At 57.0% G+C, this 24,938-nt stretch carries 16 protein-coding genes; 7 read left to right on the top strand and 9 right to left on the bottom strand.

The window, feature by feature from the left end; genetic code table 11:
* Positions 1 to 106: 106 nt before the first annotated feature.
* The gene (locus ACUY4Q_RS19240) at positions 107 to 1,150 is read right to left on the bottom strand and encodes a sialidase family protein (protein WP_458044304.1); all 1,044 of its coding nucleotides are present in this window, start codon (positions 1,148 to 1,150) and stop codon (positions 107 to 109) included.
* A gap of 423 nt (positions 1,151 to 1,573) precedes the next feature.
* Between ACUY4Q_RS19240 and ACUY4Q_RS19245 the strand changes: the two genes are divergently transcribed.
* Complete coding sequence (locus ACUY4Q_RS19245) at positions 1,574 to 1,819, top strand: biofilm development regulator YmgB/AriR family protein (RefSeq protein ID WP_458044305.1); 246 nt, start codon at positions 1,574 to 1,576, stop codon at positions 1,817 to 1,819.
* A gap of 96 nt (positions 1,820 to 1,915) precedes the next feature.
* Here ACUY4Q_RS19245 and ACUY4Q_RS19250 read toward each other — a convergent pair whose 3' ends face one another.
* On the bottom strand, positions 1,916 to 2,128 hold the full coding sequence (locus ACUY4Q_RS19250; RefSeq protein WP_458044306.1) for a hypothetical protein: 213 nt from the start codon (positions 2,126 to 2,128) through the stop codon (positions 1,916 to 1,918).
* A 161-nt stretch (positions 2,129 to 2,289) separates the two neighbouring features.
* Positions 2,290 to 2,589 (bottom strand): hypothetical protein, encoded by a 300-nt coding sequence (locus ACUY4Q_RS19255; RefSeq protein WP_458044307.1) that lies wholly within the window; start codon positions 2,587 to 2,589, stop codon positions 2,290 to 2,292.
* Positions 2,590 to 2,861: 272 nt separating this feature from the next.
* Here ACUY4Q_RS19255 and ACUY4Q_RS19260 point away from each other — a divergent pair, with 272 nt between their 5' ends.
* Together ACUY4Q_RS19260 and ACUY4Q_RS19265 are read left to right on the top strand one after the other, a co-directional pair.
* Positions 2,862 to 3,518: a hypothetical protein gene (locus ACUY4Q_RS19260; protein ID WP_458044308.1), complete on the top strand. Its 657-nt coding sequence runs from the start codon at positions 2,862 to 2,864 to the stop codon at positions 3,516 to 3,518.
* A gap of 132 nt (positions 3,519 to 3,650) precedes the next feature.
* Positions 3,651 to 4,172 carry a hypothetical protein gene (locus ACUY4Q_RS19265; RefSeq protein ID WP_458044309.1) on the top strand — a complete coding sequence of 174 codons (522 nt, stop codon included), beginning with the start codon at positions 3,651 to 3,653 and terminating at the stop codon, positions 4,170 to 4,172.
* Between the two features lie 18 nt (positions 4,173 to 4,190).
* On the opposite strand, the gene ACUY4Q_RS19270 is transcribed toward ACUY4Q_RS19265, so the two are convergent.
* Genes ACUY4Q_RS19270 through ACUY4Q_RS19285 form a run of 4 tightly spaced genes read right to left on the bottom strand, consistent with a single transcriptional unit; the run spans position 4,191 to position 7,217 of the window.
* The gene (locus tag ACUY4Q_RS19270; protein WP_458044310.1) at positions 4,191 to 4,826 is read right to left on the bottom strand and encodes a DUF1109 domain-containing protein; all 636 of its coding nucleotides are present in this window, start codon (positions 4,824 to 4,826) and stop codon (positions 4,191 to 4,193) included.
* Entirely contained in the window at positions 4,813 to 5,370 is a 558-nt protein-coding gene (locus ACUY4Q_RS19275; protein ID WP_458044311.1) for a sigma-70 family RNA polymerase sigma factor, read from the bottom strand. The genes ACUY4Q_RS19270 and ACUY4Q_RS19275 overlap by 14 nt, the downstream gene beginning before the upstream one ends.
* A gap of 21 nt (positions 5,371 to 5,391) precedes the next feature.
* Positions 5,392 to 6,615, bottom strand: coding sequence for a protein-disulfide reductase DsbD family protein (locus tag ACUY4Q_RS19280; RefSeq protein WP_458044312.1), 1,224 nt, complete (start codon positions 6,613 to 6,615; stop codon positions 5,392 to 5,394).
* Positions 6,616 to 6,656: 41 nt separating this feature from the next.
* Positions 6,657 to 7,217, bottom strand: a complete 561-nt coding sequence (locus ACUY4Q_RS19285; protein ID WP_458044313.1) for a peroxiredoxin — start codon at positions 7,215 to 7,217, stop codon at positions 6,657 to 6,659.
* 756 nt (positions 7,218 to 7,973) lie between these two features.
* On the opposite strand from ACUY4Q_RS19285, the gene ACUY4Q_RS19290 reads away from it, so the two are divergent.
* From ACUY4Q_RS19290 to ACUY4Q_RS19305, 4 genes are all read left to right on the top strand, one after another.
* Entirely contained in the window at positions 7,974 to 9,110 is a 1,137-nt protein-coding gene (locus ACUY4Q_RS19290) for a D-alanyl-lipoteichoic acid biosynthesis protein DltD (protein ID WP_458044314.1), read from the top strand.
* 128 nt (positions 9,111 to 9,238) lie between these two features.
* Entirely contained in the window at positions 9,239 to 10,357 is a 1,119-nt protein-coding gene (locus tag ACUY4Q_RS19295) for a membrane-bound O-acyltransferase family protein (RefSeq protein ID WP_458047393.1), read from the top strand.
* Positions 10,354 to 11,787 carry an AMP-binding protein gene (locus tag ACUY4Q_RS19300; RefSeq protein WP_458044315.1) on the top strand — a complete coding sequence of 478 codons (1,434 nt, stop codon included), beginning with the start codon at positions 10,354 to 10,356 and terminating at the stop codon, positions 11,785 to 11,787. Before ACUY4Q_RS19295 ends, ACUY4Q_RS19300 begins: the two co-directional genes overlap by 4 nt.
* Before the next feature lie 17 nt (positions 11,788 to 11,804).
* Positions 11,805 to 12,026, top strand: coding sequence for an acyl carrier protein (locus ACUY4Q_RS19305; RefSeq protein WP_458044316.1), 222 nt, complete (start codon positions 11,805 to 11,807; stop codon positions 12,024 to 12,026).
* A gap of 155 nt (positions 12,027 to 12,181) precedes the next feature.
* Here the strand turns inward: ACUY4Q_RS19305 and ACUY4Q_RS19310 are convergent, their stop codons facing one another.
* Entirely contained in the window at positions 12,182 to 14,872 is a 2,691-nt protein-coding gene (locus ACUY4Q_RS19310; protein ID WP_458044317.1) for a sulfotransferase, read from the bottom strand.
* Positions 14,869 to 24,891: a beta strand repeat-containing protein gene (locus tag ACUY4Q_RS19315; protein WP_458044318.1), complete on the bottom strand. Its 10,023-nt coding sequence runs from the start codon at positions 24,889 to 24,891 to the stop codon at positions 14,869 to 14,871. Before ACUY4Q_RS19315 ends, ACUY4Q_RS19310 begins: the two co-directional genes overlap by 4 nt.
* Between the last annotated feature and the right edge of the window lie 47 nt (positions 24,892 to 24,938).

Genomic DNA, 24,938 nt, shown 5'->3' on the forward strand with positions numbered 1-24,938 from the left:
GACCTTTTCAGTTTCGCCAGCGCGTTGCCACTGCCTGACGCCGCCTGTCTGTATTACAGCAGGACAGTATTGTAGTGAGAAAATAATTGACTGCATTGCTATCGCGTCAGGAAATCTGAAACTCGCAATAGACGATATTCTTGCGGTTCCATGTCCATGTCACATGTAACCGGTCACCTTCTGAGATAATGGCAGGATAAGAAAACTCCCCCTCTTCACTTTCGAGATCCAACAGCGTTGACCAGCTCTGACCGTTATCTTCAGACAACGTCAGTGACAATGGGAACCGTTGCCCCCAATTACCGGCAATCGGATTGGATGCCAATATCAATTTGCCCTGTTCGGTGCTGACCAGGTCAATGCCACTGTTGTTATTGGGCAGTGAGGTCGCATAGGCCGCGCACCATGTTTCACCGTTATCTGAAGAATCACTGCGGTAAATAAATCCCCGCGTGCTGCGCATTAACATATGAAGTTGACCCGGCGCGGACTCCCACAGAGAAGGCTGGATAACGCCATCCCAACGCATAACGCGGCTAAGATCATTTTCCCATAATGCTTCGTCCTTTAACCCCTGCCATAAATGGGTATCCTGAGCAGGGGAGTGACTTTTATGCTGCAAGGGGACAGGAATAATTTGCCAGCTTTGACCTTTATCCGTTGAGCGATCGATAAAGGCATCCCAATGGCATTCATCTTCGATAGAGCCGGGCGCAAGCCATGTTCCATCAGACGTCACCAGCATTTTATTTTTAACAGGGCCACGTGGCATGTTATCACCCGCCACGAGTTCTCTGGGTTCACTCCAGGTTATTCCACCGTCGGTTGAGGTAACAAACCGGGTTTCCCAGACATGAACGCCTGAGCCCACTTTATAAAACAGCCACAACATTTCGTCGCTGTTGAACAGCACCGGGTTCCAGTGTGCAAGGCCGTCTTTGGCGACGGTGCGTTGCGGGGTTTGCCAGACGCCCTGCTGACGGCGAGCTAACCAAATTGCCGTATCGCCACTGCCCTCTTTCTCACCAGCAAACCAGGCCACCAGCACATCGCCACCGGGTAATATGACTAACGTCGAGGCGTGGCATTGCTTAAACCCGGAAACACTTTCGGGTATGAGGTTGTGTTTTGTTATTAGCGTTAAAGACATCGCGTTTTCCGATTATGCATAGCAGCTGTACCTTCTTCCCGCTGCACCTGATGACGAGATACTGGCGCAGTTAAATACCCCTGCTTGCTGCAATTCGCGTGAGCAATCAAAAGAAAATATATTTTTCGTTAGTCTTTTCAGGGGGCATTATCCGCATCCGGTAAGAATGCGCCGAGTATGGTATTACAGCGCAGTACCGCTGTTAACCAAAAATGCAGTTTATTTATCGCAACGGGTGGGGGCTTTCGCGGATGAAATGGATGGGTGGTACGTATAGGCCCGCCCGCATTCCCAGCGGTTCCGTCGACAAAATATTTTTTGTGATGAACATTGCAGGCTTAAAAAAGGGTGACTAATTTTATTCAGGGTTTGGTTCTCCACCCTTGAGTGAGAGGCCATTTTTTCATTTTTACAGGAACGATTATGCGCATGACAGCCGAGGAACAGTTAAACGCCCACTTTGAAAGCAATCAGCATGCCTTTGAGGTGGAGTTGAAGTTGATTGCCGACCTCAGGAAAAGTATCGGTCGCATAAAACCAGATGTGCAAAACAAAGATCTCATTCTGGCTCTGATACAACTGCTTGAAACGGAAGAAGATGTAGTAAAACTGGATGTGTACCGAAATGCGCTGGAAATTATCGTCCAAAAAACACCGGACGATCTCTAAGACGCCTGTATGGGCAATACGTCTCCACAAGGTGATGCCTTCGCCAACTCTGCGAAGGCACCATACCTGTTTTCTAAATGCGCATAATGGGCGTCTTCAGGCGGTTTTTAACATTTTTTGCGCAAGATGCTGCCGGGTCGCCTCAAGGACAACCTTTTGCCTCGCATCCGTCGTAATGATTAATTGCGCCCGAAGCACCATGATGAGGTTGCCTGCATTAACGGGCAGGCGAGAATTCATCAAATAAGTTGCCGACTGGCCAATTGTCTCGTGGATTTCTTCAAGCCGTACTTGCTCATCTTCGTTCAATGACACTCCATGCTGCTGGGTGAAAATCTTCTGGAGCCCGAAGACTCGACCAAATTCACATTTAGCATTCGTGAGAACATGCCGGAGCAATTCTGATTAGAAGGGATTTTATGGGAAAGCTAAGCCTGTTAATCAGTCCGATTAAACAGGAGGGAACATCATTAGTGCTTAACGGTGTTCACATTCATGATAAGGCTGGCATGCTGAAGCCGACTCTTACGCTGGTTAACCTGTAAACGACCTGGTACCGCCTTTCCTGCCGGACGTGCACGAAAATTATGTACACCCCCAATTGCTGTTCTTAAGGCTTCCTGCCGTTCACCATCATGTTCTGCGCTCAGGCTTTCTTGTAATTGCCCAATCAGCGCATCAAAAGAGACATCGTCATCGGATTCTAAAATCGAAAGAACGGCCTCTCCCATCACGGTATCTACCAGTTTTTCCTTATCATTCTTACTCATTTCGCCTCTCTGGGTTTACGGCACGGGTCTGGATAAGACTTAATCAGTATGCACACATCTCGCGTTTTTGCCGAATTTTTAATTTATGTGCCAGCGTAGCGACACAAAGGGGCAGAACAGTAGCGCAGCCAGAGCAGCAACGCAATGAAGCATTATTTAATTTTCAGCTGACCTTTGCGGCCATTAAAAAATCCTTTTCCCCTATAAATATTAATGAAAACGATCGCTTCGCCGATAATTAATCATCACGTGTACTCTCACAAGGAAAAACCATGAAGCATAGAGTCGTTATTTCCGAAGACGTGCTTTTTCAAATGATTACCGCCGGTCTTGAAGCCTATTGCGTGAAACACCCGAATAAGCGTGAGGTCGGCATTGAGTGTATAGGGCAGTTATGGGGTCACTACACGCGCACATCGCGCACCAGTAAGCTGTTGGTAAAAAGCCTGACTATCGACACCTCAGCGCGAATGAACAGAGGCTGGGTGCTTGATGATGCCGAAAGTGTGAACCTGAAAATGAAAGTGGCGCAACTTTTTGAAGACCACTTTACCTGGCTCGGCGATTTTCACTCTCATCCCTATGTCGAGAGTGAAATAAGCAATGCGCAATTGCTCAGGCAGGGCCGTAACCATAATTTTTCCGCAGCAGATGTCTCCCGCTCTTACCAAAGCCTGCCTATCAAAGACACCTCACTGATGCTCTCCATCGTGATGACCTTTTATCGCATGCAGCGAACGAACATTGCTAAAGATGGGCGCATTGATGACAACACCTTTGAATTTTCCATCGGCAACGTGAAATGCTGGCTGCATGCGCAGATTTATAACGTAGAACAAAAAACCCCGGAAGAAACCCTGGTGGAAACCGACTTCCTTGAGTCGTTCAGCAACATCTGCTCCGATTTCCGGCACACGGTTAAAGCCTGACCGTGGGTGAGATGTCGATAAGATAAACAGAGCCCTCTGGCTCTGTTCCCCCCAGGATTTTGACCGTGTCCCCGCTGGTGAAAAGTGGTTTTAGGCGTTAGGCTGCTGTCTGGTCGCAAGGAGAGCTACACCATGAAACGCTATTCCTGGTCATTTTTAATTCCCGCCACCCTTTTCTTCCTCGCCCTGTTTTTCGCTTTTATCTACTGGCAGGTGCATATCGTTCGGGTGACCTTTCTACGCACTCAGATACTGAACGCTGTTTTGTTGACGGCCTTGCTGGTTGCCCTTCCTGCCGCATACGGGTTAATACGCAGAATGAAAGGCAACAGAGACGATGTATGGATGCGCCTGAAACGCATTGCCGCGAGCATCATGGTCTCCCTCTTTCTGACCACTGCCACTCTGTACTTCGTAGTCAGCGTACTGGCCTGGGCGGTGCCGGGAGAGGAGTCTTATTACTCCGCTACCTTTACCTACGTTGGCGGCGGAAGGAATGATTGCTCGGGCGCAGAAGTGTATGACCCTGACCTGCAAAAAGAGGTTCGGGTCTGCCACCCGATTGGCGACTATTACGATGAGGGAACGCTGGTGGTGCATAAACGCACAAACACGCTGGGGGCGGTGATGATGGATGGGCGCGTGCTGCCCTGACCGCCCCCGGTTACTGATTTACGGCAGGGAAATCCATTTATAGCCGAAGGCGATAGTCGCGAGGACGATGGTCGCCGTCGCGGCAATATGCAGAACAAAATCCGCCACGCTGACATGAGCCGGATGGCACAGCGCCAGCAGCGTTAAGGCCATACAGGCGACGCCCGCCCCCGCAACGCTCAGGCTACGGGCAGGAACCAGGCTTCGGGTACGACGCAAATAGCCCATCACGATGGCAATCATCGGCAGGCTGACCACCATCATAAACAGATAGCAGTTGGCCCCTTCCCTCTGCCCCGTGGCCGGAACGGTATGATGCAGATGCATATTGGCGACAGCGATGCCAAACCAGACAACGATCAGCGGTGCGAAAATCGTCCAGCCAAGCGGACGCTGACCGGCAATACTCATCAAAAAGGCATTCCGAACGGCAAGCACGCCGACCACAAAGGTCAGCAACAGCTGTAATACCACCCACCCGGCCCCGCTCTGGGTCCAGTCGGTGAAGGTACGCTGCACCAGCAGGCTGGCTAGTGCACCGGCGGGCAGCGACATTGCCACCCATGTCACCACGCGCCAGCCAGGGGAATAGGGTCGCCTGACCGGCGTTATGGTGCGGCTTAACTGCTCAATTAACAGGTTATGATCGGCCATGGTGGGCTCCTAACCGGCGAAGGTTACTCAACGCGCGATGCAGCAAGGATTTAACGGCTGAGACCGTCAGATTATTGCGCGCCGCGGTTTCCGAAAGACTCATTTCCCGCAGATGAATCTGTTCAATGACATCACGTTGTCTGGCTGGAAGTTGCTCAAGCAACAGCGCAAGCTCATCACTTGAGCTGTGCCACTCCGCACCGCTGGCTGCGGCCTGCTCGGGCATCACCTCATCGCGCACTTCCCGCTGTTGATGCCGACCGCGTTTGCGCAAAGCATCCACGGCGCGGGCCTGGGTTATCGCTATCAGCCAGGGTAAAAAAGGGGCATCGGGATTGTAGGTATGCCGCACCCGGTGGACGGTCAGCAGGACATCCTGAATGACGTCCTCCACCAGCACATCATCCACAATCTGCTTACAGACCAGCGAACGAATCACCGGCACCAGCGCGGTCAGGAGCCGCGTATAGGCAGCCGCATCCCCGGACTGCGCAAGCGCCATTAGCTGTGGCCATTCGTCCCGCGCTGCCGCACCGTTATCCATAGTCCGCCTTCATCTGCGGACTCACGTTTTTTTCCCGCTCGCCTGCGCCAGGGCATTAACCACGATAGTGGGCGTCAGCACCTGCGGCAGGATCTGTGGCGCGCTGCCATCTGCCGGGTAAACCACATACAACGGCAGGCTGCCGCCGCCCAGTTCACCCATCGCATCATCAATGTCGGCGTTAAATTTGGTGGAGTCCGCCACCAGGTAGAGCGTGCCCGTGCGGGCCAGCGCCTCCCTGACCGTTTGGGTGGAGAGCGAAGTGCGCTCGTTCACCTGGCAGGTAATACACCATGAGGCGGTGAAGTTTACGAAGATCGCTTTGCCGTGCCCCCGATACTGCGCCACGGTTTGCGGCGACCATTTCACCTCTTCAACTTTCGCCATGGTCTGCAACGGCGCGCCATTGTTGATAACTGCAGGCAGGGGGATGACAACCGCCAGCGTCAGCGCCGCCGTTACGGCAAACAGCACCGCATGTCGCTTTCCGGCAATGCGTCGCCGCTGGGCCATGCCGTACAGCCAGGCGGCAAAACTCAGCACCACGGCCGCTGCCAGAATCGCCGCCAGCGCCGTGGTTCCCGCCTGTTCGGCAAGCACCCACACCAGCCAGCCAAACGCACCGAACATCGGGAACGCCAGGCCGTGTTTAAGGGTGCTCATCCACGCTCCCGGTCGCGGTAACGCTTTACCGAGCGCCGGGAACAGCGAAATCAGGCTGAACGGTGCGGCAAAACCCAGCGAGAGAGAGAAGAAAATAGCCAGCGCCACGGCAGGCGGCTGCACCAGCGCATAGCCTATCGCACCGGCCATAAAGGGCGCGGCACAGGGTGTTGCCACAATAATGGAGAGCGCGCCTGTCAGCGCGGAGCGCACAAAAGCACCGCGTTCAACGGTAATCTCCCCTGCCCGCTGCATCGACAGTCCGACTTCAAACACACCCAGCAGGTTAAGCGCCGCACCGAGGATCACCAGCGCCAGAAACGCAATCACCAGCGGCGACTGAAGCTGGAACCCCCACCCCACCGCCGTTCCCCCCGCACGCAGTGCCAGCAGCACCCCTGCCAGCGCCATCATGGTGATGACGCAACCCAGCAGGAAACCGAGCCCCTCTTTTCGGGTCTGTGCCGGGCGTTGGGCATGGCGAATCAGCCCCAGCGCCTTGAGCGATATGATGGGGAAAACGCAGGGCATAAAGTTAAGAATAATGCCGCCAGCAAAGGCGGCGAGCATGGCGGTCAACATAGCGATTCCCGAATGGCGAGTGAGTGAATAACAACAGCGTTTCAGGAATGCGAGTTTTTATATTCCTTCACCGCGTCCATCGTTTTTTGGATATGAGCTTCCGGGTTCCTGTCAGTGTAGCTCAGCAGGATTTTGCCATCCGGCGCGATAACGTAAGAAGTGCGATCGGAAAGGGTTTTGCCCTTCATCTCCATTAGCGTTTTATATTCGCCTGCCACTTTGGCACCGGGATCGGCAGCCACGGTAAATTTATCCCGGCACTCCACTTTTGAGAAAGCATCCACCTGCTCAACGTTCCCGGCGGTCACCCCCACCACGGTTGCCCCCAGCTTTTTAAAATCATCGGTCGCTTCGGCAAAGGCATGCGCTTCAATAGTGCACCCCTGGCTGAAGGCCGCCGGGAAGAAGTAGAGCACTACCGGCCCTTTTTGCAGTTCTTGTTTGAGCGAGAAGGTCAGCGGCTTACCTGCCAGTGCCCCCTGCAACTGGAAGTCCGGTGCCTGTGCGCCAACCGGCAACGCCGCCTGCACATTAGACAGCATTGAGACGCTAAGCAGTACGGCAGAGGTGAGGCTCAGAAAAGTCTTTTTGAATGAGGTCATGTTGCGCTCCACAGGGTTTATCTCGGGCAAAGAGGTTAACGTTCATAGACAGTTCGCCAGAAGAGAGGCAAAAGTTTCGCTGTGCCGGAAAAATTTTTTACGCAGCAGGCTGCCGTAATTTTCCCTCACCCCAGCACTATTACGTTTTACAGCGATAACATTGCGCCATGAGAACACAACAGTTAAAGCGATGACTGGGTCCGGCTGAAAATCGACGAAGCGTATCCGCAAGGCCGGGGCGACGCGCAGGGATGCGCGGCGAGGGCGACTTTACACGGACGTTACCTTCGCCCGTCCCCGATAAGCCTGAAGGAATATGCGTAGTGCACCGCGCCAGCGGCGATTTTCCTGGCCGGGAGCCCGGGTCGCCAGGGTGGTGGCGGTGAACCACCCTGGCACGTTCACGGGTTCTGGAGCGATAGAAAAGCAAGGAACATAAGGTGAACGGAATAACCATCAGAGCCGCATTTTCCCCCTCACCCTAACCCTCTCCCTCAAGGGAGAGGGAACTGTCCGTGTTCGTATTATTTTATGGGGATCCTTCAGCCCGCAAAGGGAGAGGACCGATCGTGCCTCTTTCCGCATTGCATACCGGCATATTATTACCCCGCTAAGACTGTACAAACCGTTACACGGAATCACTCCTGCCCACGGATTCTCCTGGTATATAGTGTCCGATAGCAGAAAGTCGTTTTATTGTGAATTTAATACTCACAATTTTTAAACAAATTATTACCAGGTCGTTTTACATTTATAATGAAAATAAAAAACACTCTGTGCCTGCATATCCTGATGGCAACGCTGGCAATCCTGTTCCTGTGCGCGCATCCGCTGATGACGCGCTTTTCCGGACAGCTCAAGTTTCACCCGTTGATTACCTCAATGGAAGGCACACAAAAAGAGCAAGCCGATAAAATCGCCACTATTTCTCATGCCTTAAAAGGCGATGCGATTTTCTTTATTGGTGCTTCTGAAGTTGCCACCTCACGTAATGAACATTACGCCGTTTATAATTACCTTAATAACCAGTTGCATAAACCGGTCGTGGCCTACGGTGATGCATTTGTTGATGACATTACCCAGTTCTTAATGTTTACCCGCTTTAAAGACGACCTGAATGAAAACAGTAAGGTGGTCTTGTTGTTAGCCCCTGACAGCTTTTATTCCAAAGGTATTCCGCCGGCCATTTTTGCCGACCATTTCCCCTCGCCCATATTTGATCCGCTGATGAAGGATCCGCAGGCGCGTCCGCTGCTGGTGGATTACTTACACAATATCGATAAAGAAGAGGCCAGCCATTTGACCTTCGCTCAGCTGAAAGTCTCAGGTTGGGATGTCAACATGCTCTGGGAGGAGGTGAGCTTCCAGTTTGCAAACTTCTGTACGCTTGTGAAAAACGACTGGTACGCCCTGCTCAATATTGAGACCCATAGCGCCCCCTCGTGGCCAGCGCCGCATGCTGCCAGCGCCGCACCTGACTGGGATAAGGAACTGGCCCACGCACGCGAACTGAACGCCAGACGCCAGCAAAGTGCCGCCACCATGTGGATGGATAAATCCATTTATGAAACAGGCGATACCCCAGAACAGTGGGATGACACCCCGGTCGTACCGAAGCAAATTGCGGTCTTCCGCCAGACCATCCAGTTGCTGAAATCACGCCACGTACAGGTGATTGCGATTATCGATCCCATCAACCCGTGGGCGCTCTACAACACCAATACGTTTCAACCCACGGATAAACAGATCCAGGCGATTTTGACCGAAAACCAGGTGCCTTATCTGGATATGTATGACCAACCTTACCAGAACGGCTGGAACTGGGATCGCCTGCACCCTTCTGAGCTGGCATGGGTGCCGATGGACCGTTTTATTGCGGAGAATTTTAAATGATGAAATATGCGGTGCGCCTTTTTTTCCTTTATCTCTTTCTGGCAGTGACGGTCGTTGCGTGGTCCACGGTGGACGACAGCAAAAATATTAAAGTCCATTTTGAATACCAAAAATTCTGAGGGTGAATGATGTACAGCTCCGGCACATTCTTTTTCTGCCTGTTTTCCTCCGCGCTGATCTTTGCGCTGGTGAATCGCATCCTCAGTTATCGCCTGACCTATTTGTCGGCGTTTTCCGTAATGGCGGCGGTAGGCTGGGGGTTTATTTTCCAGGATGATTACCTGATCCCGGTGGCCGTATTTTTCGTCTTTTATGGCCTCGTCACCTTAAAAGAGAAAGGCTGGCTAAAAACCTGGCAGGCGGTCACCTTAACGCTGCTGCCACTGCTGCTGGTAAAACTCCATCTTAACCACCACTGGGGCATGATTGGCCTTTCGTTTATGACGTTTCGCGCCATTGACGTGCTGCTGTATCGCAGCAAAAAAGACAGCCGCCATTTCCTGCACTATTTCTGCTATCTGTTTATGCCGTTTATTATCCTCGCCGGCCCGATGTACCGCTGGCGCACCTGGGTGACTGACATCAGCAAGCCGGTGTTCGCCATCAACCGCGAACAGTTTTTAACGGCGATGGAGCAGATTTTCACCGGCATCATTCAGAAATTCCTGTTAGCAATGCTGATCGACAACCTGGTGATTCAGTCCTGGAGCCATCGCCCGTTTGACTGGACCGTGGGCGTGGTGATGTCGGTGGCCTACAGCACCTACCTCTACTTTGATTTTGCGGGTTACAGCAACATGGCCATAGGTGCCGGTCGCCTGTTTGGCCTGAATATTCCGGCCAACTTTAACCTGCCGATTCTGGCAAAAAACCCGCAGGATTTCTGGCGTCGATTCCACGTTAGCCTCTCTGAGTGGCTGCGTGACGTGGTCTTTATGCCGATTTATATGAATCTGATGAAGCTCGACTTTTTCCGTCAGAACAAAACACTCGCGCAGAATATTGGCATCTTCTGCACCCTGTTTTGTATGGGGGCATGGAACGGGCTGGAACGGCATTACGTCATCAGCGGCGCGCTCTTTGGCGCCATTTCTGTTGCTCACAACATGCTGCTGTGGTCTGCCAAACGCAGCCCGGCATTGAGCAACTGGCTTCAGCTTCCGGTTATCGCATTTTTGGGACGAATTCTGACGCTGGGAAGCGCCGCGGCCTCCCTTTACATCTTTAGTGGAATGTCTCCCCTATGAAAAATCAAACTGAACTCGTTGAATTACAAGACTTCCTGCGGGCGGCTTTACGTGACCCGGCCAACCCGCAGCAGCTCGCTATCAGCGGCAGTGATGATGCCCTGACCTGGCTTCAACTCTCCGACGCGGTGGTTGACTGGGAACAGCGTTATAAAGCCTGCCAGCAACCCGCCGGTACGCCGGTCGTGTTATACGGCCACCAACAGGCGGAATTTGCCGTCGCCATTTACAGTTGCCTGCTGCACAACATTCCGTACATTCCGGTGGATTGCATCTACCCGCAGGAGCGCCTGAAAGAGATCTGCCACCTTGCCCACGCTCCGTATTACTACGATGTGGCGACAAAGCAATTTATTAACACCGCCGAGGCAGGACAGGTGCTCGCCGAACAGGATCTGGCGTACATCATGTTCACCTCCGGCAGCACCGGCAAGCCGAAAGGGGTACAGATTGGCCGTGAGAGCGTGTGGCACTTTATGAAGTGGGTGCGCGAGGACTTCTCTCTGCCTGAAAAACCGGTGCTGATGAACCACGCGGTGTTCAGTTTTGACCTGTCGCTGATCCCCTTGCTGGCGAACCTGGCGACCGGAGGGCACATCGTCCTCAACGCCAAAGAGACGATCGCCGCTGAACACTGGCTGGATCGCCTGAAAGAGAATGATGTTTCCGTGTGGGTATCGACGCCCTCATTTGCCTACCAGCGGCTGCTCTCCCCGCAGTTCAATAGCGACTATTTGCCTGCGCTTGAGGTGTTTGTGTTTATTGGCGAGGTGCTGAACAAGGCGCTGGTGAAACAGTTACGCCGCCGCTTCCCCCACGCCAAAATCCTCAACTCCTACGGCCCGACGGAAGCCACTATCGCCACCACGGTCATCGAGATTACCGACGAGATCCTCAACAACGACATCGATCTGCTGCCCGTCGGCGCGATGATGCCGGAGTCCCATATGGAGATCGCTGCCGACGGTGAGCTCATCATCTGGGGGAAAAACGTGATGCGTGGCTACCTGGGCCTGGCGCAGGAGAATGCCGAAAAACTGCTGCATCGTGAGAGCGAACAGTACCGTGGCTACCGTACCGGCGATCTCGGTTACCAGGACGGCCTCTTGTACTGCCAGGGCCGCAACGACAGCCAGATTAAGCTGAACGGCTATCGCATTGAGATTAACGAAATTGAAAACCGCCTGCTGGCGCTGTCCGGTATCAACGAAGCCGTGGTATTACCGCTGATGAAATCCGGCGGCGGCGTGCTGCGCATTGCGGCCTTCTGCGTGACGGACCTCGCCCCGGAGGCGATCAGGTCATCGCTGTCTGAGGTGATTCCGCACTACATGGTGCCGTCTCAAATCATCATTAAAGATGCGCTGCCGCTGAACCCGAACGGCAAAATCGATCGTAAGTTGCTGGACACTCACGCCCGCACACATTAATTACCCAGGAAAAAAAGATGGAACAAGACATTCTCGCGCTGTTTGAAAAAGTGTTATCCCGCAAAGTGGGTTTCCACGATGAACTGATTGAGTCTGATATTCTCGACTCGATTCTGGCCGTGGATCTGGTGCTGGAAGTGCAGGACGTTTACGGCTGCATGATCCCACCTACCGAAGTCGCCACCGTGCTGAAAACCCCGGCAGACCTGGCGCAGTATATTGAAGAGAACCGCGGCTAATCCCTACGCGGTGACCGAGTCTGAAAAAGAGTAAAGCCCCTGCGTGCGCTGGCATTCAGGGGCTTTTTTATGCTGTCTGCTTTTTACCGTTTTTCGTCCATTTTAATGTACCGGTCGCCTTTGCCCCTTTTCTGGCTAAGGGCCATAGCGGTGTTCTAATACGGCCCCGTCGCGGAGGTGCGAATGGAAAAGCCCAGAGCAATCGCCTCATACCGGCCTTCATTCATTGCGCTCACCACGCTGTCACCGGTACCGACGTGGTGCGCCCTTAATCTCTGTGCTTTTTCCGGTTGCTCCGCTAATTCGTATGCCTGCGCCAGATCGCCCCGCCAGTGGGTATTCCATGGGCATGTCTGGTGTGCCTTTTCCATGTGCGTAATGCCCTCAGCCAGATGCCCTTTACGCACGCAAATCAGACCCAACATGAAATGCGCGGTCGCGTGTTCAGGCACGTGGTGCAGCAGGCGTTTGAAGAGCATCTCTGCGTCATCAAGCCTCCCCTGACGATAGTGCGCTATGCCATCGGTCTGCATGCCGGGTACGGGCAAGCTCACCATTTCAATAGGCTCATGCACGATCTTGGCGTTCGTACCGGCGATAAGCGGCGTCAAAAAGTCCGCGTAACGGCGCCAGCGTTCGCGGGCGGTCTGATAGATAGGCTGACGCACCTGCCACACACTGGCGGTCTTGACCGGCCTGTTCAGTTCAGAGGTGTCGAGCACCTGCGGCTCCCATTGCACGCCCAGATAATCCAGCATGCGACGCGCCTCGCGCTCCGGTTCAGATACCACGTCCTCGTAGCGCACGTCGAGAATCTCGCCGGGGAACAGCTGGTTCCAGTGGTGCATCATGAGGTTGTGGTCGGCCAGTTGTTCACCAATCCATTGCAGATCATAGGCGAAGCCCATACCGCCATGTTTCGCCGCATAGTCGGTGAAGTAATTGGAGATAGCGATATCTCGTGGGTCGCGTCGCACTGAGATTATCCGCGCGTTCGGGAACAATAGCTTGATAAGACCAATGTTCTCGAAATTGTGCGGCAGCTTATCCACCACATGCCGGACCTCAGACGCGTTTTCTGGCACGCTTTCCCGCAGCTCCTTAAGCAGGCTGGCGGTAATGCCCGCCACAACATCGGCCGACAGATCGTCCACACAGTCCGGGTAATGGCGTCCTGACCCGGTATGACGTTCCCAACGCTCCAGCCTGGCGATCGTGCTGGGAATCACCCCGAGTTCGCCCGCGCCGTGGATTTGGCTGTGTCCCGCCAGAATCTGTTCAATCAGCGTCGTACCGGAACGCGGCATACCCAGCACGAACACCGGCAGCGTTGACGCGTTGCCGATGCCGCGTCGGTGTTCGTATAGCGAACGGCTAAAAGCATGACGGATACGCGCGCTGCCTTGCCGATGCGCAACCGGGTCATAGCTCAGAAAAGCACGCATGGCCGCATTGGCTTCATTGGCCAGGGTGAAGGCTTTGGCGTAGTCCTTGCGCTTTTCCCAGGCCGCAGCCAGTTGCAGCAGCAGTCCAGGCTGCACCGGGCCGATCAGGCCGGGTTGCCGGGCCAGCGCTTCCAGGCGAATCAACGTCTCTTCGTCTTGTGGAAAACGTCGGGCGTTGATCAGTGCCGCATGACCGCGTGCCGGGTCGACAGCCAGTACCTGCTCAAACAGCGCGACGGCCTCGTCGATGCGCCCCAACTGCATATACAACTGCCCCAACCCCTGCAGTGCGGGTACCAGATGCGGATGTGTTTGCAGGACCTCGACATATCGCGCCTCCGCGCCGGTGTACTGCTGCTCCTGCGCATCCACCCCGGCCAGAGCCACCTGCGCTTGCGCCTGCCAGTGGCCGATTTGCGCGGCGTCCATATCGGGTGAAGGCGTCAGCGCCCCGGCCTCTTCAATCGCCTGCTTAGCCATGTCACGCGCCAACGCAGGATGCCCATGGGTAGCGACGCTGGCCAGCTTCAGGCGCAGAGGAAGCGTCATTTTTTGCTGCTGCCCGGCCAGAGTAATGGCGCGGTGCAGCAACATCATGGCCTGAGGCATCCGCCCCTGAAGCTCCGCCAGTTCCGCATGCTGCTGGTACAGGTCAGGATGGTCCGGGTAATGACGCAGACCACGGCGCAGCGCATCCTCGGCCTGGGCATGGCGTCCACGCTCGGCCAGACGCTGAACATAACCGGTCAGCAGGCCGCAGTAATCGTCCTCAGCCAGTTCGGTATGGCGTGCGTCCAGCCAGGCATCAGCGCGGGCGTGGTCGCCACGGGCCAGCCACAGCTCCAGACGCAGGCCGCGCAATTGCTGGTCGTGCAGAGCTACCTGCGGTGCGGGCCAGTGCTCCCGCTCGCCTGCCCAGAAGCGGTCTGCGGCGGCCAGTGTCTCCTCGGCCTGATGCAACGCCTCACTTTGCAGGTAGAGACGCAGCAGTTGCTGATAGACGTCGATACGTGGTTGCAGGCGCAGACTGCATTCATACAGGGGGACAGCCTCCTCCCCCCGTTGATGCTGCACATAACAGGCAGCCAGACGCGCCAGCAGAAGCGAGTGGTCTGGTGCCTCGGCGCGGGTGGCTTCCAGCAGCGCCTGCGCCGCGCCAGATTCCCCAAGAAGCAGGTGTACGGCAGCCAGGTCGACACGAGCATCGACCTCCAGTTCAGCGGGGGTCAGCCCCCCCAATGTCTGGCGGGCCGCCTCTGGCTGGCCCAAATGGGCCTGAGCCAGGGCCAAAAGCACCTGTTCTGCTGGTGAGAGCGTCGGCAGGCTGAAGCCTGCCTCATACAGCGCCTCAAACTGCCGCATATCGACCAGACGGCGTAGCAGAATCAGTGAACCTGTCATGGCATCGCCAGCCCTTGCGAGGTGAGGACGCCGCCAGGCATCGCCTGCAGGTACGCCTGAGCAAACGCATTGTCCGTATTCGGGTTTGCGGCCCAGGTACCGCTCCAAAGATCTGCGTTATTACCACCACGAGAGAATTGGCCGTTTGCGGCAACGCCAGCGACGTTATAAGAAGAAAGCGTAGAAGAGAACCCTGCCATCCAGTTAACAGAGTTCCCACCGTGATTCATATTCATCACTGGGTCACCATACTGTCCCCGAACATCAGTGCCCGTGCCCACCAACACAATCTTGTCGTCGGTGCCCAGATTCTGCGCACCCGACCACATCTCGTTGCTGTCCAGCCCAGTCAGCGGGCCGTAATTGCTGCTGACCTTGATATAGATGGTGTACGCGGTATTGGCGTCAAAGACACGCCCGTTATGCTCGGAGCTTTGCCCCGTCGTCAGGTCGAACACCACGATGGAAGGATCCCCGATCGAGGCGGAAGCGGTCGTGAAGTTCAACCCCGTCGACGTGCTGATACCGGCATAGTCATTCCCCGCCGTGTCGTGCAGCGCGGTGCTGTCGATTTGGACATGATAGTTTGCGCCAGCCGCCAGATCCGTTGTCGGGTTAACCGTCACCGTGTTACCGCTGATGCTGACCTGCGAACTGTCGGTGATATCGATGACCTTGTTCAGACTGCTGTTGCTGTCGTTGACGAGCGTGATATGACCGCTGCCGGCCAGTACATTCTCGCTGAAGGTCAGCGTGAGGTTAGCGCCTGCGGCGACGCTGCCGACGTTGTCCTGCGGCGTGCTGCTGGTGAGCAAGGGTGCGGTGTTGTCTACCGTCAGGCCGGTGCTGTCCGCCGCAGTCGCCGTGCCGTGGTTGGCCGTGGTGACCGTGACGGCGACGTTACGACTATCTACGTGGTTAATGGCCCCGGCGGTGAGGATATATTGCGCCGTGTATTTGCCATCGCCCGCGATGGCGTCCCCGTGGGTGCCGTCGTCGTAAGCTGCCGCCGGCGTGCTGGCGCCAAACTGGCTGAAGTCCATGGTAACGCTGGACACGGCCCTGGTATTGGCGTCTCCGCTGGCCGAGTTATCCCACACGGCGGTAACAGTATCGCCGATTATGTAGGTACTGCCGTCTTCGCCACCTGGCATGGAGGTGATGGCGATATGGGCATCGGTCACTGTCGGTAACGCTGGAGCAGTCAGTCCAATCTGGTAGATATCACCGACGGAGTAGCCGCTCTTGACGCCATCGCTGGTGTTGGAATCAAACAGGACGGAATAGGTGATGTCATAGCCGCCCGCACCATCGGAGACGATCCGCGGGTTATACAACTGCCCGCCCTGGGGCACCGTAATACCGCTGTCGGTGACGGCACTGGTCAGCTCGCCGGTGGTTTTGGAGATCGTAACCTGGCTAAAGCCGCCGTTACCGTCAGGGAAGACAAACACCAGATCCGTGCCGTTGTCATAGACCGTCGCCGATGCCGCCACGGAGCCGTTACTGGTCCACGCCAACTCGTCATGGAGCGTTTTATCCATCGCGCCAACGTCAACGGCGTGGTAGCTCTGGGTTCCCATGTTATAAACAGTATTGCTCTGTACGTTGGTGGTGATCAGCGTACCGTTGTTGTTATAGAGCGTGACCTGCCAGGTCGCAGTGCGATATTCCTGACTAAAGACAGCAAAACCCCCATCGAAAGCAATGGCGTTAGTCGGCGACCCCTGCTCGTCATTCCAGTTAACGCGCTGCCAGGTCTTGCCGCTGTCGAAGTTGGCCAGCGAACCGGTGGCGTCGAGCTTGAAGATGAAGGCGCCGATAGGCGTACTTGTCGCCGACTGACCAGGCGTGCCTATCCAGTCGTAGACCTCGGACGCCAGCACATAGCTGCCATCGCTCAGTGCCGTCAGCACACCTGGCGTCAACTGGAATTTCATCAACTGCACTGCCGGGCTGGCGACGCCGCCAAAATTGGCGCTCGAGCTGTTGCCGCCAATCAGGGTCTGCGTGCCCGCAGTGAAGTTGGATCCCGTGCCGTTGTAGTGGAAGACAGAAACCGCTTCCTGCTGGTCGGTCCCGGTCCCCATCGTCTGGTAGGCGATCGCGAAATCACCGCCATTCGCGCTGCTCTGCGCCGCAATGGTGACGCCGGTGCCAGGTGCTGCCAGGGTGTTGCTGGATTGCAGGTTGCCGCTATTGTCGTAGATAGCGTAGTGAACGCTGTAGTCAGCGTAATTGAGGGCATCCACCTGCGACCAGGCCACGACAAAGCCGCCGTTGGCCAGCGCCTTGATCTGCGTATCCAACATGGTGTAGCCAGCGGGGATGCTGATGTCCAGGGTCTTGACGACGTTGTTATTCGCGTCCAGCACCCTGACGACGCCGTCATACAGCGCGCCGGTCGGATCCCAGGTAATATAGTCGCCGCCGGTCTGCCTCATGTACTCTATGACCGTGTAGCCGTTGCTCAGTTTTTCGAGGCCGACGTTAACCGTCATCTCGGTGGCCGTATCGGTGGTACTGCCCGAGACCAACGCGCTGCCATTAAGGCCAGCACTGACGTTAAGGGTGACAGTCTGGCTGCTGTGGTTGCCAGCGGCATCGGTCGCGGTAACGATGAAGTTATAGCTGCCCTCGATAGCGGCGTTGTTCAGTGTGACGACGCCGGTGGTGGGGTTAATGGCGAAATTGGCGAGACTGTCCGTGTCCAGGCTATAGGTGATGGCATGGGCATCGCTGGCGTTGGCATCGTACACCTGGGTGCCAGCCGCTGCGCCGCTGGTGAGGGTGGAGCCGGTGGCGGTAGCGCCACCTGCGATAACGGGCGCGGTGTTGTCCACAATCACGCTGCTGCCAGAGATAGCAGAGACATTGCCGGAGGCGTCCACGGCATAAGCGTGGTAAGTGCCTTCGGCAAGTCCAGTCAGCGCCAGTGCGGTGCCGGCGTTCGCCGTAACGCTAACGCTGTTCACCAGGTTGTCGGCGGCGCTGGTGAGGCTGTTCAGATCCGTCACCGTCACGCTGTCGCTGACCAGGTACACCGTGCCAGCTTCAGTGCTCTGCACGCTAACGAGCTCATTGCCGTTCTCCACGCCATCCGCATCACCAATAAGCGTGACGCCAGGCGGTGTGGTATCGACGACGTTGTAGGTCACGGTCTGGGTGGTCTGGTTACCGGCGGCGTCGGTGGCGGTGACAACGAATTGCGCGCCGGTAGCCTTAGCCGGGCTGGAGAGCAGCGTCACAACGCCGGTGCTGGCGTTGATGCTGAAATGCTGGGTGTCGCTCAGGCTCCAGGTGACCCCGTGCGCATCGGTGGCCGCTGCGGCGTAGACGGTATCGCCAACGGCTGTGCTGTCCGTAATATCGGCGGCTATGGCTGCGCTGGTAAAGACAGGCGCGGTGTTGTCCACTACCACGCTGCTGCCTGAGATAGCGGAGACATTGCCGGAGGCGTCCACGGCGTAAGCGTGATATGTGCCGTCAGCGAGGCCGGTCAGCGCCAGCGCGGCGCCGGCGTTCGCCGTAACGCTAACGCTGTTCACCAGGTTGTCGGCGGCGCTGGTGAGGCTGTTCAGATCCGTCACCGTCACGCTGTCGCGGACCAGGTACACCGTGCCAGCTTCAGTGCTCTGCACGCTAACGAGCTCATTGCCGTTCTCCACGCCATCCGCATCACCAATAAGCGTGACGCCAGGCGGTGTGGTATCGACGACGTTGTAGGTCACGGTCTGGGTGGTCTGGTTACCGGCGGCGTCGGTGGCGGTGACAATGAATTGCGCGCCGGTGGCGTTGGCCGGACTGGAGAGCAACGTCACAACGCCGGTGCTGGCGTTGATCCGGAAGTGCACGGTGTCGTTCAGGCTATAAGTGACCCCGTGCGCATCGGTGGCGGCCGCAGTGTAGACGGTGTCGCCGGCGTGGGTGCTGTCCGTAATGTCAACGGCAGTGGTCGCGCTGGTAAAGACAGGCACGGTGTTGTCCACCATCACGCTGCTGCCGGAAATGACGGAAAGATTGCCTGCCGCATCCACCGCCCAGGCATGATAGGTGCCTTCAGCGAGGTTGGCGGCGGAGATCGCTGCCGGGGTATTGGCAGTGACGGTCGTGCTGGCCCACTTATCGCTGGCCGCACCGGTAATGTCGCTGAGCTGGCTGACCACGACGTTATCGTTGACCAGGTAGACGGTGCCGCTTTCGCTGCTTTGCACGTTAGCGTGGCCGTCATGGTTCAGCACGACGAGATTTTCGTAGGTACTGCCGTCGGCGTTAAATTTCTGCACGTAGAGGTGGTAGCCAGAGATGCCGCTGGCATAACCGTACCAGGTCACCATGTACTCGCCGTCTGCACCGGCGGCGGTGACCTGTGGGTAGTAGTCAGTCGCGCCACCGGAAGCGCCCAGTTGCACGATATCGCCCACCGCGACACCGCTGGCATTGAACTTCTGCACATAGACATCCCAGCCCGAGTTGCCCAAGCCCATCCAGGTGACGGCGTAGCCGCCGTCGCCCAGCGCCGTGATGCGCGGGTATTGGTCACGGTCGATGCTCGTGTTATCCGGTGCGTCCAGTTGCACCATAGTGCCCACTTTGCTGCCGCCAGCAGAGAACTGTTGTACGTAGACAGTGTAATTATAAGAATTGTTGTTGTTCTCGTATTCCATCCAGGTGATGGCGTAGCCACCGTCGGCCAACGCGGCGACATACGGATAGGTATAGTTGCCACCGAAATTGCCGCCGTTATTCGCGCCGTCCAGCTCGACAATGCTGCCGACTTTGCCACCGTTGGCATCAAACTGCTGCACAAAGGTGCTGCTGTTGTAGTTCGAGCTGCTGTAGTTGAGACCCGACCAGGTGACGACATAGCCGCCGTTAGCCAGCGTCGTGATCTGCGGCTGGGTTTCGTAGCTGCTACCGCTTCCCGTCGTGCCGTCCAGCACCACCGGAGTCGTCCCGTTGCCGCTGGCGTCGAACTGCTGCACGTAGATGTGATAGTCGCCGGAGGTATAACCCTGCCAGGTTATCACGTAGCCGCCGTTGTCCAACACGGTCACCTGCGGGCTGGCGTTGGCATTAGAGTTGGACACTGCCAGCGGCACGGTGTTACCCACGGCAACACCGGCGTCGTCAAAGCGCTGCACGTAAATGCCGCCGCCGCTGATGGACCAGGTCACGATAAAGCCGCCATCGGTAAGCGTTGCGATCTGCGGGGCGATATCCTGCACGGAAGCGGTCCCATCAAGCTGCGCGGCTGCGGAAAGTGGGGTGCCGTCAGCGTTGAACAGCTGCGCATAGATGCTGCTGTCATTGCTGGAGCCCTCCTTGCCGACCCAGGCCACGGCGTAAGCCCCTGCACTATTAATTGCCGTCACACTGATGACACTGTCTGACGCGTTGGAGTAAGTGTTGGTCGCGCCTGATGCGAGCTGTACGGGATCACCCATCGCCACACCCTGAGCGCTAAGGCGCTGCGCATAGATCCCGTAGCTGCCGTTGTTGCTGCCAGCCCATGTCACCAGGAAGCTGCCGTCGCCCAGTGCGGTGGTGTCAAAACCGTTGGGGTAAATGTAGCTGGTCGCCGGGCTCAGCATCACTGGCCCCGTCGAGCTGCCGTCGAGGGTGACAGTCGGTGCGATTTCGTCCACGTCGGTGACATTAACGGTGACGGTCTGCGTGGTCACATGGCCTGCCGCGTCAGTGGCGGCGACGATAAAGGTGTATGCAGGCGCGTGGGTGCTTTCATAATCGGGGCTGGCATTGAAGGTGACCGCACCCGTTGCCGCGTCGATAGTGAAATACTGGGCATCTGCGCCATTATCCGCATCGATCAGGCTGTAGGTGACGTGCTCGCCACCATCGGCGGCGTCATTATCTTTGGCCTGCGCGGTATAGATGGCGGTGCTGGCGGCAGTATTCTCGGCAACGCTCACCGTGGCGCTGGCGAAGCTGTCGCTGCTGTTGCCGGTGGTGAAGCTGGGGGCAACCTCATCGAGGTTGCTGATGCCCAGGGTGACCGTGCGGTCGCTGGCATTACCGGTCGCATCGGTAGCCACAACGGTGAAGCTGTAGCTGGCTTTGCTCTCATAATCCGGGTTGCCGGTCAGCGTCACCGCACCGGTGGTCGGGTTGATGGTCAGCCCCGCGTCGCTGCCCGCTTTCAGCGAGAAGGTCACCCCGCCGCTGATATCCGCGGTGTCGGTCGCGGTGGCGGTGTAAATCACCTGACCCGCGCCGCTGTTTTCGTTGATCGCCGTGGCCGTGGTGCCGCTGGTGATGGTCGGGGCGACCTCGTCGAGGTTATTAACCGCCAGCGTGACCGCCTGGCTGCTGGCATTACCCGCTGCATCGGTCGCCACAACGGTGAAGCTGTAGCTGGATTTAGCTTCATAATCCGGGTTGCCGGTCAGCGTCACCGCACCGGTGGTCGGGTTGATGGTCAGACCCGCGTCGCTGCCCGCTTTCAGCGAGAAGGTCACCCCGCCGCTGATATCCGCAGTGTCGGTGGCCTTCGCGGTGTAAATCACCTGACCCGCGCCGCTGTTTTCGTTGATTGCCGTGGCTGTCGTGCCGCTGATGATGGTCGGTGCTACTTCGTCGAGGTTATTAACCGCCAGCGTGACTGTCTGGCTGCTGGCATTGCCCGCTGCATCGGTGGCCACAACGGTGAAGCTGTAGCTATGTTTAGTTTCATAATCCGGGTTGCCGGTCAGCGTCACCGCACCGGTGGTCGGGTTGATGGTCAGACCCGCGTCGCTGCCCGCTTTCAGCGAGAAGGTCACCCCGCCGCTGATATCCGCGATGTCGGTGGCCTTCGCGGTGTAAATCACCTGGCCCGCGCCGCTGTTTTCATTGATCGCCGTGGCTGTCGTGCCGCTGGTGATCGTCGGGGCAACCTCGTCGAGGTTATTAACCGCCAGGGTCACCGTCTGGCTGCTGGCATTACCGGCTGCATCGGTGGCCACAACGGTGAAACTGTAGCTATGTTTAGTTTCAAAATCCGGGTTGCCGGTCAGCGTGACCGCACCGGTGAGCGGGTTGATGGTCAGACCCGCATCGCTGCCCGCTTTCAGCGAGAAGGTCACCCCGCCGCTGATATCCGCAGTGTCGGTCACCTTCGCGGTGTAAATCACCTGGCCCGCGCCGCTGTTTTCGTTGATTGGCGTGGCCGTGGTGCCGCTGGTGATGGTCGGGGCCACCTCGTCGAGGTTATTAACCGCCAGAGTGACCGTGCGGTCGCTGGCATTACCTGCTGCATCGGTCGCCACAACGGTGAAGCTGTAGCTGGATTTAGCTTCATAATCCGGGTTGCCGGTCAGCGTCACCGCACCAGTGGTCGGGTCAATCGTCAGCCCCGCGTCGCTGCCCGCTTTCAGCGAGAAGGTCACCCCGCCGCTGATATCAGCAGTGTCGATCGCCTTCGCGGTGTAAATCACCTGGCCCGCGCCGCTGTTTTCATTGATCGCCGTGGCCGTGGCGCCGCTGGTGATGGTCGGGGCTACTTCATCGAGGTTGTTGATTCCCAGCGTGACCGCCTGGCTGCTGGCATTACCGGCTGCATCGGTAGCCACAACGGTGAAGCTGTAGCTGGATTTAGTTTCATAATCCGGGTTGCCGGTCAGCGTCACCGCGCCGGTGGTCGGGTTGATGGTCAGCCCCGCGTCGCTGCCCGCTTTCAGTGAGAAGGTCACCCCGCCGCTGATATCCGCAGTGTCGGTGGCTTTCGCGGTGTAAATCACCTGGCCCGCGCCGCTGTTTTCATTGATTGCCGTGGCCGTGGTGCCGCTGGTGATGGTCGGGGCGACCTCATCGAGGTTATTGATGCCCAGCGTGACCGTCTGGCTGCTGGCATTGCCGGCTGCATCGGTAGCCACAACGGTGAAGCTGTAGCTATGTTTAGCTTCATAATCCGGGTTGCCGGTCAGCGTGACCGCGCCGGTGATCGGATCAATTGTCAGACCCGCATCGCTGCCCGCTTCAAGCGAGAAGGTCACCCCGCCGCTGATATCCGCGGTGTCGGTGGCCGTGGCGGTGTAAATCACCTGACCTGCGCCGCTGTTTTCGTTGATTGGCGTGGCCGTGGTGCCGCTGGTGATGGTCGGGGCGACATCATCAAGGTTGTTGATGCCCAGCGTGACCGTCTGGCTGCTGGCATTGCCTGCGGCATCGGTGGCCACAACGGTAAAGCTGTAGCTGGCTTTAGTTTCATAATCCGGGTTGCCGGTCAGCGTGACCGCGCCGGTGATCGGGTCAATCGTCAGCCCCGCGTCGCTGCCCGCTTTCAGTGAGAAGGTCACGCCCCCGCTGATATCCGCGGTGTCGGTCGCCTTCGCGGTGTAAATCACCTGGCCCGCGCCGCTGTTTTCATTGATTGCCGTGGCCGTGGCGCCGCTGGTGATGGTCGGGGCAACCTCGTCGAGGTTATTAACCGCCAGGGTGACCGTCTGGCTGCTGGCATTGCCCGCTGCATCGGTGGCCACAACGGTAAAGCTGTAGCTGGCTTTAGTTTCAAAATCCGGGTTACCGGTCAGCGTGACCGCACCGGTGGAGGGATTAATGCTGAACAGTGCGCTGTCACCATTCGTGCCCAGGCTATAGCTGAATTGGCTAGGGTCGGTAGCGACAGCCGTCCAGACCACCTTGCCTGCGCCGATGTTCTCATTCACACTGGCCGTCGTGACGCTGCTAAAGACAGGCGCGTGCGTATCAATAATAAGGCTGAGGCCGCCGGATGCATCACTGGCGGTCGCGGCGCCCTTAATCAGTATCGACTGCGCCCCCTCAGACAGATTGTTACTGCTGCCGAGTGTGATCCCGGCAGCCACGGTGTCCAGAATTGTCTGGGTGGTCGCACCGGCGTTGGCTTCCGCACCGGAGAAGGCAGCCAGCAGGAGACCGTATTTTTCACCGGCACTCAGGCCATCGGCAGCATTAAAACTGCCGCCGTTGGTGGCGGTGACCGTCGTGTTCAGAATGTTATCCACACCAAACAGGCTGCTGATGGCAGCGGCCGTATCGGCCACCTGCGCAGCACTCAGGGTGGCGGGATTGTCAGCCGTGCCGCCGAGGGCTTCCTGAGCCTTGGTATAAGCGAGCGTGGTCAACACGTTGATATTGAGCACAAGGGTACTGTTGTTTCCAGAGATAACCCCCATGCTCCAGAGCTGAGCGGAGAGGTCTTTACCCGCGCCTGTGGCTTCGTCCATGTAATCAGCGGCGCCGCCGCTGTTGACCAGTTTCACAATAACCACGCCGCTGTAACTGCCAGCGGACAGGGTGACCGAGCCATCGGCCCCCAAACTCCCCGTGCCAATCAGCGTTTTACCGTCGGCCTGATAAATCTCTACTTTCAAATCGTTACTGCTGAGCGCCGGGCCACCGACAAAGTTAAGCTGGACGGAATTCTCTACAGTGGCTTCTCCCCCACCGTTATCGTGCTTGCCGCCATTGTCATGGCCTTTGTTGGCACTTGCCACTGCAACCCCGACCACGCCACCCAGTCCGAGGGCGCCGGCGAGGTAGCCCGCGTAAGAGTGTGATTGCGGGAGATAGGTTACCGGATGGCCAGTCACTACCGAGCCATCCTGCAGGCCAGCTAAGATACCTTCCAGCCCAGGGTGGCCTGAGGTCATGCTGGCCAGCGCGTCCGGAGAACCGTGCGCATAAATAACATGGCTGCCATCGGCTAACGCCGCCCCTTCGGTGCTACCGGGGGTCATCACCTGGGTAGAGGTGCCATCAGCAGGCAGGGTTACGCTGGTATCGCTTTGCGTATACCAGTCTTGCAGGGTCAACGTGGTGCCATCGGCATAATCCAGTTGCAGATCCTGCCCGTGACGCGAAGCCACAACGTCATCGGCCAGTTTTTCCTGATCGTTTTCGCCCTTGCGTTTGAGCACCCGGTACGTTTCACCCGGTGCGGCCTTGTGAATATTATTCTGCCCGGCCTGCAGAGAGATGCGGCTTTTACCGGTACTGAGCGTATATTGGCGTGGCGTCATTTGGGTCTCGGGTTTCATTATGTGTTATCTCCATTTGGGGCGAACAGGTAAATCGAGTTGCAACG

The sequence above is a fragment of the Phytobacter cepae genome, assembly GCF_054165735.1.

What these genes read in the sequence shown, in the direction of transcription:
- ACUY4Q_RS19240 (WP_458044304.1), bottom strand. Translation starts at nt 1,150, where the DNA reads ATGTCTTTAACGCTAATAACAAAACACAACCTCATACCCGAAAGTGTT.
- ACUY4Q_RS19245 (WP_458044305.1), top strand. Translation starts at nt 1,574, where the DNA reads ATGCGCATGACAGCCGAGGAACAGTTAAACGCCCACTTTGAAAGCAAT.
- ACUY4Q_RS19255 (WP_458044307.1), bottom strand. Translation starts at nt 2,589, where the DNA reads ATGAGTAAGAATGATAAGGAAAAACTGGTAGATACCGTGATGGGAGAG.
- ACUY4Q_RS19260 (WP_458044308.1), top strand. Translation starts at nt 2,862, where the DNA reads ATGAAGCATAGAGTCGTTATTTCCGAAGACGTGCTTTTTCAAATGATT.
- ACUY4Q_RS19265 (WP_458044309.1), top strand. Translation starts at nt 3,651, where the DNA reads ATGAAACGCTATTCCTGGTCATTTTTAATTCCCGCCACCCTTTTCTTC.
- ACUY4Q_RS19270 (WP_458044310.1), bottom strand. Translation starts at nt 4,826, where the DNA reads ATGGCCGATCATAACCTGTTAATTGAGCAGTTAAGCCGCACCATAACG.
- ACUY4Q_RS19275 (WP_458044311.1), bottom strand. Translation starts at nt 5,370, where the DNA reads ATGGATAACGGTGCGGCAGCGCGGGACGAATGGCCACAGCTAATGGCG.
- ACUY4Q_RS19280 (WP_458044312.1), bottom strand. Translation starts at nt 6,615, where the DNA reads ATGTTGACCGCCATGCTCGCCGCCTTTGCTGGCGGCATTATTCTTAAC.
- ACUY4Q_RS19285 (WP_458044313.1), bottom strand. Translation starts at nt 7,217, where the DNA reads ATGACCTCATTCAAAAAGACTTTTCTGAGCCTCACCTCTGCCGTACTG.
- ACUY4Q_RS19290 (WP_458044314.1), top strand. Translation starts at nt 7,974, where the DNA reads ATGAAAATAAAAAACACTCTGTGCCTGCATATCCTGATGGCAACGCTG.
- ACUY4Q_RS19295 (WP_458047393.1), top strand. Translation starts at nt 9,239, where the DNA reads ATGTACAGCTCCGGCACATTCTTTTTCTGCCTGTTTTCCTCCGCGCTG.
- ACUY4Q_RS19300 (WP_458044315.1), top strand. Translation starts at nt 10,354, where the DNA reads ATGAAAAATCAAACTGAACTCGTTGAATTACAAGACTTCCTGCGGGCG.
- ACUY4Q_RS19305 (WP_458044316.1), top strand. Translation starts at nt 11,805, where the DNA reads ATGGAACAAGACATTCTCGCGCTGTTTGAAAAAGTGTTATCCCGCAAA.
- ACUY4Q_RS19310 (WP_458044317.1), bottom strand. Translation starts at nt 14,872, where the DNA reads ATGACAGGTTCACTGATTCTGCTACGCCGTCTGGTCGATATGCGGCAG.
- ACUY4Q_RS19315 (WP_458044318.1), bottom strand. Translation starts at nt 24,891, where the DNA reads ATGAAACCCGAGACCCAAATGACGCCACGCCAATATACGCTCAGTACC.